The organism is uncultured Tenacibaculum sp. (genome assembly GCF_947502995.1).
In the GTDB taxonomy this organism is placed as follows: domain Bacteria; phylum Bacteroidota; class Bacteroidia; order Flavobacteriales; family Flavobacteriaceae; genus Polaribacter.
The window spans coordinates 1-16333 of the sequence record NZ_CANNBW010000010.1; the positions used below are offsets into that span (position 1 = coordinate 1).

The following is a 16333-nucleotide window of genomic DNA, read 5'->3' on the forward strand; positions in this document are numbered from 1 at the left end:
AGTTCGCTTTTTCTTGGATTCATTGTTATTCATAAAATAAGTCTAAATTGTGTAAACTTATTTCAGGACGGGACATGAATAATAAAAAAGCTAACCGACAAGGCTAGCTTTTTTTATTATTTAATTTTTTTCTAGAATTTTAATCAATTTAAATGATTTCAATAGATGAAATAATCCAGGAATAATAATTAATCCACCAACGATTAAAGAAATTCCGAGTACTCGAATTACTGAGTCAGGCGCAACATTTTCAAGAAGACTCATACTGTCGTTTTCAATTAAGAGTAAATGAGGAAAATGAGGAATTAAAGCCACAGCGATAATCAGTATCACTTGCAATCCTGCATAAATTCTGCTATTAATTCTATTTCCTTTTTTCACGGCAAACCATAAAGGAATTAATCCTAAAGCAGAAAGAAGAATCATTCCTACGCTAATAGGGTTTTTAATAATTCCATTTACAAAATAAGTATCAGTAATATATCCGTAAGCAATTGTAATGAAACCAAGTAAAACTACAACAATTGTAGCAATTTTAGCTTTTCTAACATATACAGGATATCCTTCTTGATCAGCTTCACCAATTAATAATACAGCAGATAAAAAAGCACACAAACTAGCAAAAAATAGCCCGACTAAGAACGAAAAGATATTAAACCAAGGTGTAATATAAGCTTCAGCAAATGTTGGCAGAACTTCTCCTGTAGGAAGTACAATTTTACTACAAATCATTCCTCCAAAAATCATCCCAAGAAAAATCGGCGTAACTAAACTAGAAACACGGAATAACCAATTGTAAATACGTTGAGATTTATCCACATAAGCATCATAATGTCTAAAAATAAAAGCAACACCACGTAAAGTAATTCCAATTAACATTAAAGTAATAGGAATATGTAAAGAAGTAACCATTACTTTATAATATTGAGGAAAAGCAACCCAAAGAATTACAATTAAAATGATAATCCAAATATGATTTGCTTCCCAAACCGGTCCCATTACTCTATAAATTGTCTTTTTAGCGATTTTCTGATTATCTTCAGAAGAAAATAATTCAATAATTCCAGCACCAAAGTCGGCGCCACCCAACAAAACATATAATAAAAGAGAAAAGGCTAAAAAGAATAAAACAACAGCTATCATACACTTAATTTAGGTGAGTTATTTAACGATTTAATTTGCCTGTTTAACAACCAAGCTAGGGTTATAGTTAAAATAGAATACAAGAAAACATACAAATAAAAACTATACTGAATTCCAGGCATAGGAGTTACAGCGTCTTTAGTTCTCATAATTTTGTGAATAATCCAAGGTTGTCTTCCAACTTCAGTAACAATCCAACCAGCTTCTAAAGCAATGAATCCAGCAGGTGCTAAAAAAGCAAATAATTTCCAGAACAGTTTTTTATCTAACCACTCTTTTTTCTTGCTATTTACAAAGAAAAAGAAAACTCCAGCCATGAGTAAAAGTCCGCCTAAACCAACCATAATTTGAAATGCATAATGTACAATAGCTACATTCGGAATTTCATCTTCAGGAAAGTCATTTAAACCTTTTACTTCAGCATCAAAATCACCAAAAGCTAAAAAAGACAAAGCTTTCGGAATTTCAATCTTGTATTTTACTTCTTTTTTCTCCTGATCTACAATTCCACCGATATATAAAGGAACACTTTTAGAAGTTTCGTAGTGTGCTTCCATAGCGGCTAATTTTACAGGTTGACGTTGCGCAACATCTTTTGCAGAAATATCTCCGCTAATCGGTTGTAAAATTGCAGCGATTGCACCAAATGTAATGGCTATTTTAAAAGCTTTCTTATGAATTTCAGTTTGTTTGTTCTTTAAAATCTGAAAAGCATGAATACCAGCAACTGCAAATCCAGTTGCAGTAAAAGCAGCTAAAACCATATGTAAAGCTTGTGTGAACCATGCTGGATTAAGTAATGCTTTTACAGGATCAATATTTAAGAATTGTCCATCAACATAGTCAAAGCCAGATGGAGCGTTCATCCAACCATTAGCAGAAACCACTAAAATTCCAGATGCAACACCCGCAATTCCAACAATAACTCCTGTAAACCAATGAAATTTTGGAGAGATTTTATCCCATCCATATAAATAAAAACCAAGAGCAATTGCTTCAACAAAAAAAGCTGCTCCTTCAAGAGAAAAGGGCATACCGATTATGGGTCCGGCATGTTCCATAAATTCGGGCCATAAAAGTCCTAGTTCAAAGGAAAGTGCAGTGCCCGAAACTGCACCAGTTACAAAGAAAATGGCAACACCTTTTTGCCATACTTTAGTTAATTTTAAATATACTGGATTTCCTGTATTCAACCACTTTTTGTGAGAGACAATCATAAAAAAAGGCATAACCATTCCGATACAGGCAAAAACAATATGAAAAATTAGCGTGAATGCCATTTGAAGTCTTGCAGCATCTATATTTTCCATAACGAAATGTTTAAAAGATAAGTCTCGTAAATTTACGAAATTCTCCTGTTTTTCGCTAGTATTTTAGTGCTGAAAAACCTTAAAAAATTAGCGTGTTGCTAATGAGTTTTTTATAGTTTCTGTTTGGAAATTATTTCCATTCCAAGTAAGCGTTTTTTGAAGTGTAGATGTAGTTGAATTGTTCTCAGGATTGTAAATAGATTCAGCCATTATAATCCTGTTTTTTTGTCCATTTTTCTGATTAGGGAAAATATATTCTACCCACGGTTCTGGTCCATCACAATGCGAATTTTCTAGTTGAGGTAGTTTTATAACATTCCCATCTGTAGTAATACACAAATAATGAGAAATTAAAGTAGAACAACATGCAGTATGAGAAGTAGTAATACGAACAACTTGTTTTATATTATTAAAGTTATTGGTATTTAAAACATGAACTGAAGTTTCATCGTAAGACATTAAGTTTACAGATAATTCTAAGATGGTATTATTGTCTTTATCTTTTAAAAAGATTGGTAAGTTTTGATTTTCATGAGGAAATTTATCCCAGTATTCTCTTCGAGTTGTTGAATCAATTTCAGTGATGTAAAAATCATCAGTTTTTTCAAATTGTTGACTAAAAGTATTTAGTCCTAAAAATAAAGCTAATACAATTACTAAATTTTTCATTTTATTATTTTTTAGTAAAAGTATTAGCCTTTAATTTATTATAAAATCAGTATTGAGTAACCCTGATCTTTTAATGAGTGAACATGATCACGTAGTTATTTTATTAGTTTTAATTGTATTCTTTTTCTTTTAATATCTATTTCTAAAACTTGTACTTGTACTTGCTGTTGTAAGCTTACTATTTTGTTGATATCATCAACGAAAGTATCAGATAAATTAGAAATATGAATTAGTCCGCTTTCTTTAATTCCTACATCTACAAAACAACCAAAATTAGTAATGTTATTTACGATTCCTGGTAAAACCATTCCTGTGCGTAAATCGTCTATAGTTTTTACATTATCATCAAAAGAAAATGCTTTTGCTTTTTCTCTGGGATCTAAACCGGGTTTTTCTAATTCTTTTACAATGTCTTTTAAAGTAGGTAAACCGAATTCAGCAGTAACATAATTATTCAATTTAATTTCTTTCAACTGTTTTGTATTACCAATAAGATCTTCAGTTTTTAGTTTTAAATCTTTAGCTATGTTTTTAACTAAAGTATAACTCTCTGGGTGAACACTAGAATCATCTAATGGATTGCTTCCTTTTTTAATGCGTAAGAAACCCGCTGATTGTTCAAAAGCTTTTCCTCCTAAACGAGCTACTTTTTTAATATCATTTCTTGTTTTAAAAACACCATGCTGATTTCTATGATTTACTATATTTTCAGCAAGTTTAGGTCCAATTCCAGAAACGTAACTTAATAAAGAAGCACTAGCTGTATTTACATTTACTCCAACTTTATTTACGCAAAGCTGCACTACAGTATCTAATGATTTTTTCAATTGATTTTGATCAACATCATGTTGATATTGACCAACACCAATTGATTTAGGATCAATTTTTACTAATTCTGCTAAAGGATCAGCTAATCTACGTCCAATAGAAACAGCTCCACGAACAGTTACATCTTCCTTAGGAAATTCATCTCTGGCAATTTTTGATGCAGAATAAATAGAAGCTCCAGCTTCATTTACAACAAATATTTCCAAAGTTTTAGCAGCTCCAATATTTTTAATAAAACGCTCAGTTTCTCTCGATGCAGTTCCGTTACCAATAGAAATTGCTTCAATATTATATTTCTTAATTAAGTGTTCAATTGTATATGCAGCTTCTGTAATTTTATTTTGAGGTGCATTTGGGTAAATAGCTGTATTATGTAATAATTCACCTTGTTCATTTAGACAAACTACTTTACAACCTGTTCTAAAACCGGGGTCTAAAGCTAAAATTCGTTTTTCACCTAATGGAGCTCCAAGTAATAATTGTTCAAGATTTTTCTTAAATACTGTAATTGCAGATTCGTCTGCTTTTTCCTTAGCAATATTCATTGCTTCAGTAGTTAAAGAAGGTAGCAATAAACGTTTATAAGAATCGTCAATGGCTAATTGAATCTCAGCACCACATTCATTATTATTTTTAATTAATTTTCGATCTACTTTTTCAAGAACTCTATCATCATCTATTGTAATTTTAACTCGAATAAAACCTTCTTTTTCTGCGCGTAAAATAGCTAGTAAACGGTGAGATGGAATTCGACTTAAATTCTCAGACCAATCGAAATAATCTTTAAACTTTTGAGCATTTTCGTCATCTTTTTTCGTTTTTACAACTTTAGTTTCAATAGTAGAAAAACGTTCTAATTCTCTACGGATTAAATTACGGATATCACTACGTTCATTAATCCATTCTGCGATAATATGTCGAGCTCCTTCTAGTGCCTTATCTTCATTTTCTACATTGTTATTAATATACTTTGAAGCAATATAATCTAAGTCATCAGCACGTTGACTCATTATAATTTTAGCTAAAGGCTCTAGTCCATTTTTACGAGCAGTTTCAGCTTTAGTTTTTCGTTTCTTTTTATAAGGTAAATAAATGTCTTCTAGTGTAGTTAAGTCTTTTGCATTTAAGACTTTGTTTTTTAATTCTGAAGTTAATACCTCTTGTTCTTCTAAAGCTTTAAGAATAGTATTTTTTCTTTTTTCAAGAGCTTCAAAAGCTTCCTTTAAAGCAACAATTTCTCCAATTTCAACTTCGTCTAAATTTCCTGTTTTTTCTTTACGATAACGAGCAATAAACGGAATAGTACAATCTTCATTTAATAACTCAACTGTATTTTGAATACTTTTTTCTGAATATGAAGTTTGTGAGGATATATAGGATAAAAGTTGCATAATTTCAATTTAGGGATTCAAATATCAAAAAAAATAATGATTTATCTAGTGTCATTTTTTTCAGTTTTTTTAACATAGATATAGCTTACACTTTAGCAATTAATTACTAATTTTTCAATGCAATTTATTAACCTTAATTAAAACCAATTGTAATGAAGAACTTAAAATCATTAAGGCAATCTTTACTTGAAAAAAGCCTTGAACACAAAGAGTTAAACAAACAAGAACAACAAAATATCAGAGGAGGGTATTATACGTCTGAAGAAGAATGCTACGAAGATTGTAGAGGTTCTGGTAAAGGATGGGGGTATTGGTCTCATAAAGATTACTGTGTAAGAGGAAGAGATGGATATTACACTTGTTACGATAGTTAAAAAAGAAATCTAAAACGGCTTTTACAGGCCGTTTTTTTATTGAACTTAAAAAAATATTTCCTGTGCTAAACGATATGTATTTGTATGTGCTTCTACGATGATTTTAATATCTTGAGAATATCCACCACCCATACTACACATAACAGGTATTTTTAAATCTCTACAGGTTTGCAACACAAAACGATCACGTTCTTTACAACCTAATAAACTCACACTTAATTTACCAAGTTTATCACTTTCTAAAATATCGACACCACACAAGTAGAAAATAAAATCGGGTTGTTCTTGACTTATTAATTTAGGTAAGGTGTTTTTTAAAATGGAAAGATATTCTTCATCTTTGGTATCATTTTCTAAGGGAATATCTAGATCAGATTGTTCTTTGTGAAAAGGGTAATTTGTCTTTCCGTGCATGGAAAAGGTAAAAACAGAAGCATCATCTTTAAATATCTCAGCTGTTCCATTACCTTGATGTACATCTAAATCTACAATAAGAATTTTGTTGGCTAATTTTTTATTTTGAAGGTAACGAGCAGCAACTGCCTGATCATTTAACATGCAAAAACCTTCACCACTATTTGTAAATGCATGATGTGTTCCTCCAGCAATATTCATAGCAACTCCATGTTGTAAAGCATATTCAGAAGCTTTCATTGTTCCGTCGGCAATAATCATTTCTCTAGCAATAAGTTGTTCACTTAATGGAAAACCGATTTTACGTTCCTCTTTTTTTGACAACGTAATATTTAATAAATCAAAAAAATATTCAGGAGTATGAACTGAAAAAAAATGTTTGTTGTTAGGAATTTCAGGTTCAAAGAAATTGTCCTTTGTACAAGTTCCTTCATACAAAAGTTGTTGCGGAATTAGATCGTATTTCTCCATCGGAAAACGATGCTTATCTGGTAATGGATGATTATAAATTTCGTGGTGAGCGATCTTCAGCATAAACACTTTAAATTATAAGACTAAGTTATTGATAAAATATAATTTTCACTGAATACAGTGAGTTTTTATTTCTAATACAGCTTTAATTTTGTTAGGAAATATATGATTGAAAACATGAAAAAAAAGTATATAATCCTCGTCCTATTAATACTACGTAATACTTCCTTCTTTTTAGTTAATGCACAAACTACGAATGAAATTTCTGTAGTTAGAAACGGAGTAACTTTCACATTTGCTTTTAATTGTGATAATGGTCCGTGTGAATATGGAAAATTTGTAACTGGTGATTATTGGATTACCCCAAAAACTTCTTCTGGAAAAGTAACTATTACTAGAATAACTCCTGACGGAGAAATAAATGGAGCTATGTTAAATCCTGATCTATTAAGAAATTCTTCAGGAGAATTAATTTCGTTAGATAATCAAAAACAAGGAATTTTAAATATGTACGATCATTACAGTAGTGATTTAAATCTTATGACTCAACTTCCTGTTGATATTGAAGGGAATTCATCCGTTTTTAAAATTTCAACAAGAACCACCAATTGTGGAACGCGTGCTATTCAAGATGGTTGTATTGACACTGCAGTTGTATTAACGATTTTAAAAGAAGTTCCAGAAAACAGAGGAGCTAATTTGTTTAGACCTCCTTTTCATGGAAAGGAAAAACCTTTTTACATAACTGATAAGGTAAAATTAAATCGATTACCTAAATTGTCTCAAGTTTCTAATGGCAGTAATGGTGTAATTGGTGGAGAAAATGGTTATGAACATTGGTTGGTCCCTCAAATAGATTTATATCATGGAGGTATGGGAGAGTTTCACAGAGCAACTATACCTCATGCAGCACAAACTCCATATGCTGCAGATCAAGCTAAAGATTTTTTAGATGATTTAGGAAACCTTTTCGGAAAAGAATCTAATGAAGAAAAAAGAGCTGCTGTTTATTCGTTACTTCAAAAAGGCATAGACAATTATGCGATTTATAAAATGGGTGTTTCTTTTCAATCTGGTGCTGGACAACATTTAGGTAAAAAACCACCTATTACTTTATTAGGTGCATTGTATGATGACGCTGTAATTTTTGAAGATATAAGAAGCATTGCTTCAAATCAGGAAGCGATTGAGAAAAGATTTTTTCAAGAAGACGCACAAGTTAAAATGGGGAAGTCTGGTATGGCTATTTGGGGAGATGAATTAGGAGTTGAAAATACACATTGGTATTTTGCTAGAATGTATCCAAATGTTGATTCTCAAGGATCAGCTGCTGATCCGTATGGGTATATAGATGGTCCCGCTGGAGGAATTCATCCAGATGATTCACAAACACGTGATAGAAATTATATGGGAGTTGCAGGCGGACCGATAATTGGTTATGCTTTTTTACAGCATTTAATGCCATGGTTAAAATATGCAGCAGGAGATAATGAGGTGTTACTTTGGTCTGATCGAATTTATAAAGGTTATGGTATCGAAAACTTTGAAGGTGGACTTTGGACTTTACCTGATCCTGTTGCTCCTCGTGATCCGAGTGAGTCAGGAAGTTGTAAGCCTTTTAAATTATATTCTACAGGAATATCAGAATGTACTAAATACATGCAAACTTGGGGACCGAAAGAAAATAATTTAGAAGATTTTATTCCGCATGGAAAAGATCCGAAAACTAATGGAAGAATGCCAGAATTGCATGGAGAAAAAGTTAGTTTTAATAGGTTGCCGAACTTAACTAAAGATTTTTGGGATGAGCTTCGACCATGTAGTGATCCAACAAATGCAAGTTATCCTTGCGAAGGATTAGGTTCTTTACCTTCAGCTGTATTGAATACAGGTGAGGTTAGTATTGAAGAAAAACCAGAATTATCAATTTCTTTTTCAAAAACTATTTTCAAAGTGAATACAATTCATAAGTATGATAAAATAACAGTTCATTTATATTCTGTTTTGGGACAGGATTTAATTTCAGGGAAAAGTTTTGGAGATTCTATGATGTTAAAGCTTCCGATTCATATGTTTCAATCGAATACAGTATATATCTATAGAGTTTCTTTGGATGGAGAAATATATAGCGGAAAGTACTTAATCAAGCAATAATTTAAAAAAGAAGTTTAAAATATTTAATGTTTTAATAGTATTATGTCACTCTTGTTTTTATGGATTAGAAGAGTAGGAATAATTCCCCAGATAGAGAGATTTAGAATCTCAAAATTAAGTTTGATAAATAGAGTAGTAGAAATACTGCTCTATTTTGCTTTTAAAAAGCTAAAAATTTATAGGTATTAGAAGACTGATTATAGTAACTATAAATCATTTTACCATTGAATTCAAAAATATGACTGTTTTCTTGTTTGCCATTTTCTTGAACATAAGTATTTATAGTATCATACACATTTTTTTCAACAGGTACATCAATAAAATTAAATTCATTATCCAGTATTCCTTTGAAATAAGTTGCTTTTTTATTTCTGAAAAGATTTAAAATGTAAGAATGTGGATCTAAAAAACCTCTATAATTATTTACTGCATAAATAGATACATTATCTCCCATTTTTAAGCTCATCATAGGATTGTGTAGCGTAGCGGGTTTTTTCCCTCCAAGTGTAATTACAAAATTATCTTTTTGCTTCGCTACAGTTATTCCCATGTCACTATAGTAGATTTTCTTTAAAAATACTTTAGTTTCTTTTGTGTTCACTTTTTTATATTCTTTTCCTTGAATTATTACTGGAGCATTTTTCAATGGTAAAGGTTTGTTGTTACTAAAAGTAAATTCTTGAAGCTTTTCATCTGTTTTTAAATCATAAATTGCAATTCCAAGATTTTTTTTAGAACAAGAAGAAGTGAATAAAAAATCATTAAAAAGAAAAGAATTAGAAGCTTTGTTTCTACCTGTTGTTTTGTATAAAGGCTTCCTGAACTTTTTTAATGTATGAGTACCTTCTTTTAAATTTAAAGTGAGAATTTGACTATAGAATTTATTCTTGTCAAACACAATTTTGATTAGATCGTTTTCAGCATAAAGTTTTGTGTATTCTGCTGTAGTTTCTATAGAAATAGGTTGAATTTTATTCGTTTTTTTTGTCCCATATTCAAAAGATTGAATCTTAGTTATGGTGTAATCGTTATATAATGAATTATACAAAAGTTTTGTGAGAGAAGTTTTTCTGTTTTTTCCAATAAGTAATCTTTCATTTTTTAATTTAAAAGATTGATTTTTTGCTTCTTTATCGTTGGTGTAAGTTCTAACAATTAATTCAGAAGTACTTTTCTTTAAAAAAAGTAAATGGGATTTGTTTTCTTGATTGAAATTTTGAAGTAATGTAAGTCCTTTTGTATTAAATTGATCTTTATTAAAAACTACAGTATCATTTTTAAAATCAAAATCAATGATACCAAAGTCAGAAACATTGGTGTTAGCAACAACAAAAGAAAATTTATTATTCGCATTGTAAATTTTACCTACAACGCCTCTGTATTTTGAGTTCTTTTTAAATTTAAGTTCCTTTTTAACTTTAAATGTGTTGTCAGTTAAATACGCGTAAATATATTTCCTATCACTAATAAAAGTAGCAACATCTTTAGTCGATTTATTTACTACAGAGAAAGAGCCTTTAACTGTTCTGTTTTTAGTTCTCAAAGAATGATTGAACTCGCCAATACTTTTTTGACCTACTAAATTAAAACTTAGAAATATAAAACAAAGGGAAATAATAGCACTCTTCATATACACATCACTTAATAAGCTAATTTACGCAATCTTTACGAAGCTTTCAAGTATATCTAAAGGAAAACAAAGACAATTTCTTGTTTGTAATTTTCTATATTTGAATATGATAACATTACCTGTATTTGCATTTCCAGATTTTAATCTTTACAGTACTCCTCTTTTCATATTGGTATTACAAGCTTTATTGTTTTCAGGTTTGTTATTGATTAAATATTTTAAAAATAACAATACTTCAAATTTAATTTTAGCAGTTATTTTATTGTTAGTGTCTTATCAACAGATTTGTTATACAGTTGGATTTATGGGTTGGTATAACACGTATCGAACAACTAAGATTAATTATTGGTTAATTCCAATTAGTTTGGCATTAGCTCCAATGATATATTTTTATGTGAAGTCAATAACTCAATCTAATTTTAAATTTAAGAAATCAGATATCAGCCATTTTATAATGATATTAATATTGATTTTATTTCGAGTTTCTATTTACATTTATGATGCTTTACAACCAGGTTTTCATGAAAATCAGAATGGAGTATTAAAAATAGCTGTTGATGAAAAAATAGTTCAACCGATCTTAGTTTTTTTAGACTTTGCAGTAATGCTTTTGTATTTAGCTTTCACATTCCAATTATTCTTTAATTACAGGAAAAAAATCAATCAATTCTTTTCCAATACATATAAACTAGAGCTAAATTGGGTGCTAAGTTTTCTGGTTGTGTTTTCCGTACTATTCTTGTACAGTAGTATTCAAACTGTAATTAACATAGCTTTTGTAGAATTGAGTTACACGCAACAGTGGTGGTTAAACTTATTAATGGCTGTTAGTATGTTGTATATTGGGATTCGTGGATATTTTACAGATACCAATAAGTTGAATAATTTAAACTTTGAGTTTAATCCAGATCAAAAACAAGAAAAATTAGCTACTGACAAAAAGAAAATTTCGGAACAAGAAATTCAGATGATTGATGAATATATGAAAGTAGAGAAACCATACTTAAATTCTGAGTTGAATTTATCAGATTTAGCTTCAAATTTACAAATGCATCGTTCACAACTATCACAAATTATTAATCAAGGCTACGATAAAAACTTCAATGATTTTATTAATGAATTTCGAGTAAATGCTTTTAAAGAAGAACTAAAAAAAGGATCTCACAAAGAGCTTTCTCTTTTAGGAATTGCTTTAGATTGTGGCTTTAATAGTAAAGCTACTTTTAATCGAGTTTTTAAAAAACTAACACAAACTTCTCCTACAGAATTTCTTCAAAAAATATCAAACTAAGACGTCTCAAATCGTATTTGAGCCTTATAAATACAAGATAAGTCGTTGGTGTAACTATCTGTTTTCATCTTTGTGTCATCAAATCATAATACACAATTTTTAAGAGATGAAAACAATTTTTAAAACTTTAATTACACCTGTTTTACAAAAGCATTGGGGAATCGATTTACACTTTGCAATTATTCGTTTTGTTTGCGGAATGTTATTAGCTATAGATTTTGGAGCAAGCAAATTTGGAATGCCATGGACAGCGGCAGACAGAAACTTAAACTTATTTGAAGTATCAGCTTGGTTTCCTGAAGATGTAGCAGCTTACGGTGGAGTTTTTGCTTTATTTCCTGTGTTTTTTGCTTGGATGGGGGCTTTTAGTGAAGCTGTTGGTGGATTATTTTTGGCTTTAGGTTTAAAAACAAGAATAGCATCTTTTTTAATTATCTGTACTATGTTGGTTGCCATATTCATGCAAAAATGGAATCAAGGTACTTGGGGAATGTTACCAGCTATGGGATTTTTATGGGTTGCAACATATAATTTGTATTTAGGTAGCGGGCGCTTCGGATTAGATTACTTAATTTCTAAAAAACTATAAAAGATGAGAACTATAGTATTCATAGCAATAATTACATTCGGATTAATAGGTTGTGTGCAAAAACAACACATAAAAACGGTAACACTAAAAGTAGACGTTAGAGATATAGCAGATGTAAAAACAATTGGAGTAAAAGGAGATTTTACAGACCCAAGATGGAAAGTTGAAGTTCCGTTAACAGATGAAGATAAAGATGGAGTTTTTGAAACTACATTAACTCAAAAAACAGCGGTTTATGCCATACAGTTTAAAGTGATTAAAAATGGTTCTATTTACGAACTTAAAGGAAAACCAAATAGAGTTTTACAATTTGAGTACAAACCAGAAACAATAATTTACGAAGTAAAATATAACGATCCAGAATTCATAATTAAAAGAAATTAAAAAGAGCTGCATTTAGCAGCTCTTTTTAATTTAATCAGTAAATTTTCTAAAAACATACTGTTTTCTTTTAGCATAATATCTTCCTAAAATGAAGAAGTCTTTATATTTAAAAACGGTTTGTGCTTTTTCAACATCATCGTAAACTGTTTGGTCATTTTCACGAATTTTTTCAAAAACATTTTCTGCTATTTCTCCTTCTTTATGATTAAAATTTTTGTCAAGTAAACACTCTATACGAGTAGATTTTGTGTTTGTTGAAGAATTGTAAGCAAAAACAGCAGGATTAAAAAATACAGAAACACTTCCAAAAGAAGCTACAGGTAATCCGCCAAAACCACCCATCATCATTGCTCCACCGCTGGCAACTTCTTTATATCCACCTAAAGTAATTTGATAATTTTCTCCACGCTTTCTAACTGCTATACCTACTTCACCAGAATTTATTTTTCGTAAAAACTGTTTTGTTTTCTTAAGTTCTCTGTATGTAGAAAACGAACCACCTTCTAAAATAATCGGAGAATTTTTAAAATCTATAGGCTGATCTTTAACAATGTTAAATGACTTTACAAGTGTATTAGTATTGTAATCTAAAATATTTAAAGCTAGTTTACTTTTATTCGATGTAAAAAGAAAAATGTGTTTGCCTTGAATAAAAGAATTTGAATTCTTCTGATGAATTTTGAATTCTTCCATTGGTTTCTTAAAATCACGAACATCAATTTTAAAATCATCAAGACTAATTGAAAGTATTTGAGTTACAGAGCTATTTTGATCAAAAGAAAAAACAATAGTATTATCTCTGATATACATTTTTGTTTTATCACCAACCAATTCAAGGCTATTAGGTAATTCGTCATCTATCTTTTTAACTTCTACTCCGTAATTTCTTAATAAATGCACAGCATTTGTTTTATTACCTTTTTCTGTTAAGAAAGGAATATTATTTAAGTGAACTTCATTCCTTTTAATTTCATTATTATCAAAAGTATAAATACATAAAATTCCCCAATATGGTCTGATAGAAAGTAAGTAAAACTTGTTGTTAGCAGAAACAGTTTGTAAAATTTGTTCGTCGTCTTGTTCTAGTGTAAATTCTTTTGTTGTTGTAGTTTTTGTATCAAAAGAAAAATTCATTAAAAGAAATTTACTTTTTGTTGGATTCGATAAAAATATAGTATGGTTATTTCCAGAAATACTATTTCCTACTAGAACTTTGAATTTTCTTCTTTTTCTGTCGGAAGCTAAGCTATCAATTACTTTATAATCTTCGTTTAACTTATACCCATATACATTTTTGGCATCTGCAATAAACAACGAAATTTCGTTGCTTTCTGGGTCTACAATAGGAATAACATCTTTAATATCGGTCCCATTTTCCTTCATTGAATTTCTAAATACAGCGATTTTCTCTTGTGAAAAAGAGAAAAAGGTTACAATAGTAAAAGCTATTGTAACCAGTTTTGTTTTTCTTAGCATATGTTTTTATTTATTTTAACAAACTTGTCCTCCGTTTTTTACTTTTTGTTGAGGTTCAACAAAAGCTAAAGAACCATCCTCAGCATCTGTCATTAAAATCATTCCTTGACTTTCAACACCTCTAATTTTTCTTGGAGCTAAATTACAAAGTACAGTTACTTGTTGTCCGACAATATCTTCTGGTGAAAAGCTCTCTGCAATTCCAGAAACAATAGTACGAACATCAATTCCTACATCTACTTTTAATTTTAGTAACTTTTTGGTTTTAGCTACTTTTTCAGCTTCTAAAATAGTACCAATACGAATATCCATTTTAGTAAAGTCGTCGAACTCTATAGTATCTTTTTGAGGTTCTACAGCTTTATTTGCAGCTTCATTTGCTTTTTTAGTAGCTTCTAATTTTTCTAATTGAGCTTCAATAGTTTTGTCTTCAATTTTAGAGAATAATAGAGGAGCTTTACCTTCCATTATTTTGTGCCCTGTTGGTAGTAGTATTTCTTTTGTAGTTACATCGTTCCAAGAATTTTCAACATCTTTAGTAATGTTCAAAATGCCTTTTAATTTTTCAGAAGTAAATGGTAAAAATGGCTCAGATAAAACAGATAACGCTGTAGAAATTTGAATGGCAACAAACATAATTGTTTTTACGCGTTCTTCATCAGTTTTAATTAATTTCCAAGGCTCTTCATCTGCTAAATATTTATTTCCTAAACGAGCAACATTCATAAATTCTTGAGAAGCTTCTCTAAATCTATAACGTTGAATCGATTTTTCTATAATATCAGGAAATTGTTGTAATTTCTCTAAAACTTCTTCATCTAATTCTGTGAACTCATTAGGTGCAGGAACAACTCCATCATAATATTTATTGGTAAGTACTGCTACACGATTGATGAAATTCCCAAAAATATCTGCTAATTCATTATTGTTCTTTGCTTGAAAATCTTTCCAAGTAAAGTCATTATCCTTATTTTCTGGTGCATTAGCAGTTAATGTATAACGTAACACATCTTGCTGGCCAGGAAATTCTTCTAAATATTCGTGTAACCAAACCGCCCAATTTTTAGAAGTAGATAATTTGTTTCCTTCTAAGTTTAAAAACTCATTTGCAGGAACGTTTTCTGGTAAAATATAATCTCCATGCGCTTTTAACATCGATGGGAAAATAATACAGTGGAATACAATATTATCTTTTCCAATAAAGTGCACTAATTTCGTGTCTTCGTTCTTCCAATAATCTTCCCAGTTTTTTCCTTCTCTTGCAGCCCATTCTTTTGTAGAAGAAATGTATCCGATAGGCGCATCAAACCAAACGTACAAAACTTTTCCTTCAGCGCCTTCAACAGGAACAGGAATTCCCCAATCTAAATCACGAGTTACAGCACGCGGACGTAATCCATCATCAATCCAAGATTTTACTTGTCCTAATACATTGGCTTTCCAGTCATTTTTATGACCTTCTAAAATCCACTCACGTAAAAACGGCTCGTGTTTATCTAAAGGTAAAAACCAGTGTTTTGTTTGTTTTAACACAGGAACATTTCCAGTAATTGCAGATTTAGGATTAATTAAATCTGTTGCATTATGACTTGTTCCACATTTTTCACACTGATCACCATAACTTTCTTCATTTCCACATTTCGGACAAGTACCAATTACGAAACGATCGGCTAAAAACTGATCCGCTTCGGCATCATATAATTGTTCAGAAACTTCTTCGATAAATTCACCATCAGCATACATCTTTTTGAAAAATTCAGAAGCTGTTTCATGATGAATTTTGTTTGAAGTTCTAGAGTAGTTATCAAAAGAAATTCCGAAGTCTTCAAAAGATTGTTTAATAATCGCATGATATTTATCAATAATCTCCGTTGGAGTTACGCCTTCTTTTTTAGCACGCATTGGTATAGCTACACCGTGCTCATCTGAACCACAGATGTAAGCAACATCGTTACCTTTTAAACGTAAAAAACGCGAATAAATATCAGCAGGTACATAAACCCCAGCTAAATGTCCAATATGAATTGGTCCATTAGTATAAGGTAATGCAGCTGTAATCGTATATCTTTTAGAAGAACTCATGTTAAAATTATAATCTTATTTTGGGTTACAAATGTAGTTAATAATTCGTTTTTACTTCTTGTTTTTATAAACTATAACCGTTATAAAATCTACTTCAATATTTTTATTTAGATTTATTATAAATAAA

At 30.3% G+C, this 16333-nt stretch carries 13 protein-coding genes; 5 read left to right on the forward strand and 8 right to left on the reverse strand.

Going from position 1 to position 16333, the window contains the following annotated elements; translation table 11 throughout:
• Positions 1 to 120: 120 nt before the first annotated feature.
• From Q1A46_RS09405 to Q1A46_RS09420, 4 genes are all read right to left on the reverse strand, one after another.
• A complete protein-coding gene (locus Q1A46_RS09405) occupies positions 121 to 1143 on the reverse strand; it encodes a cytochrome d ubiquinol oxidase subunit II (protein ID WP_299677173.1) in 1023 nt (340 codons plus the stop codon).
• Entirely contained in the window at positions 1140 to 2453 is a 1314-nt protein-coding gene (locus Q1A46_RS09410; RefSeq protein ID WP_299677176.1) for a cytochrome ubiquinol oxidase subunit I, read from the reverse strand. The genes Q1A46_RS09405 and Q1A46_RS09410 overlap by 4 nt, the downstream gene beginning before the upstream one ends.
• Positions 2454 to 2540: 87 nt before the next feature.
• Positions 2541 to 3122 carry a hypothetical protein gene (locus Q1A46_RS09415; protein WP_299677179.1) on the reverse strand — a complete coding sequence of 194 codons (582 nt, stop codon included), beginning with the start codon at positions 3120 to 3122 and terminating at the stop codon, positions 2541 to 2543.
• A gap of 95 nt (positions 3123 to 3217) precedes the next feature.
• Entirely contained in the window at positions 3218 to 5341 is a 2124-nt protein-coding gene (locus Q1A46_RS09420) for a Tex family protein (protein ID WP_299677182.1), read from the reverse strand.
• Between the two features lie 152 nt (positions 5342 to 5493).
• On the opposite strand from Q1A46_RS09420, the gene Q1A46_RS09425 reads away from it, so the two are divergent.
• A complete protein-coding gene (locus tag Q1A46_RS09425; RefSeq protein ID WP_299677185.1) occupies positions 5494 to 5715 on the forward strand; it encodes a hypothetical protein in 222 nt (73 codons plus the stop codon).
• A gap of 45 nt (positions 5716 to 5760) precedes the next feature.
• Here Q1A46_RS09425 and Q1A46_RS09430 read toward each other — a convergent pair whose 3' ends face one another.
• Complete coding sequence (locus tag Q1A46_RS09430; protein WP_299677188.1) at positions 5761 to 6663, reverse strand: histone deacetylase; 903 nt, start codon at positions 6661 to 6663, stop codon at positions 5761 to 5763.
• A 114-nt stretch (positions 6664 to 6777) separates the two neighbouring features.
• Here Q1A46_RS09430 and Q1A46_RS09435 point away from each other — a divergent pair, with 114 nt between their 5' ends.
• Complete coding sequence (locus tag Q1A46_RS09435) at positions 6778 to 8754, forward strand: hypothetical protein (RefSeq protein WP_299677191.1); 1977 nt, start codon at positions 6778 to 6780, stop codon at positions 8752 to 8754.
• 160 nt (positions 8755 to 8914) lie between these two features.
• Here Q1A46_RS09435 and Q1A46_RS09440 read toward each other — a convergent pair whose 3' ends face one another.
• Positions 8915 to 10297 carry a hypothetical protein gene (locus Q1A46_RS09440; RefSeq protein ID WP_299677194.1) on the reverse strand — a complete coding sequence of 461 codons (1383 nt, stop codon included), beginning with the start codon at positions 10295 to 10297 and terminating at the stop codon, positions 8915 to 8917.
• Positions 10298 to 10490: 193 nt separating this feature from the next.
• On the opposite strand from Q1A46_RS09440, the gene Q1A46_RS09445 reads away from it, so the two are divergent.
• The 3 genes from Q1A46_RS09445 (at position 10491) to Q1A46_RS09455 (ending at position 12648) form a co-directional block, all read left to right on the forward strand.
• A complete protein-coding gene (locus Q1A46_RS09445; RefSeq protein ID WP_299677197.1) occupies positions 10491 to 11675 on the forward strand; it encodes an AraC family transcriptional regulator in 1185 nt (394 codons plus the stop codon).
• Between the two features lie 106 nt (positions 11676 to 11781).
• Entirely contained in the window at positions 11782 to 12264 is a 483-nt protein-coding gene (locus Q1A46_RS09450; RefSeq protein ID WP_299677200.1) for a DoxX family protein, read from the forward strand.
• A gap of 3 nt (positions 12265 to 12267) precedes the next feature.
• Entirely contained in the window at positions 12268 to 12648 is a 381-nt protein-coding gene (locus tag Q1A46_RS09455) for a hypothetical protein (protein WP_299677203.1), read from the forward strand.
• 30 nt (positions 12649 to 12678) lie between these two features.
• Here the strand turns inward: Q1A46_RS09455 and Q1A46_RS09460 are convergent, their stop codons facing one another.
• Together Q1A46_RS09460 and metG are read right to left on the reverse strand one after the other, a co-directional pair.
• Entirely contained in the window at positions 12679 to 14124 is a 1446-nt protein-coding gene (locus tag Q1A46_RS09460; protein ID WP_299677206.1) for a hypothetical protein, read from the reverse strand.
• A 15-nt stretch (positions 14125 to 14139) separates the two neighbouring features.
• Positions 14140 to 16206: a methionine--tRNA ligase gene (gene metG, locus Q1A46_RS09465; RefSeq protein WP_299677209.1), complete on the reverse strand. Its 2067-nt coding sequence runs from the start codon at positions 16204 to 16206 to the stop codon at positions 14140 to 14142.
• Between the last annotated feature and the right edge of the window lie 127 nt (positions 16207 to 16333).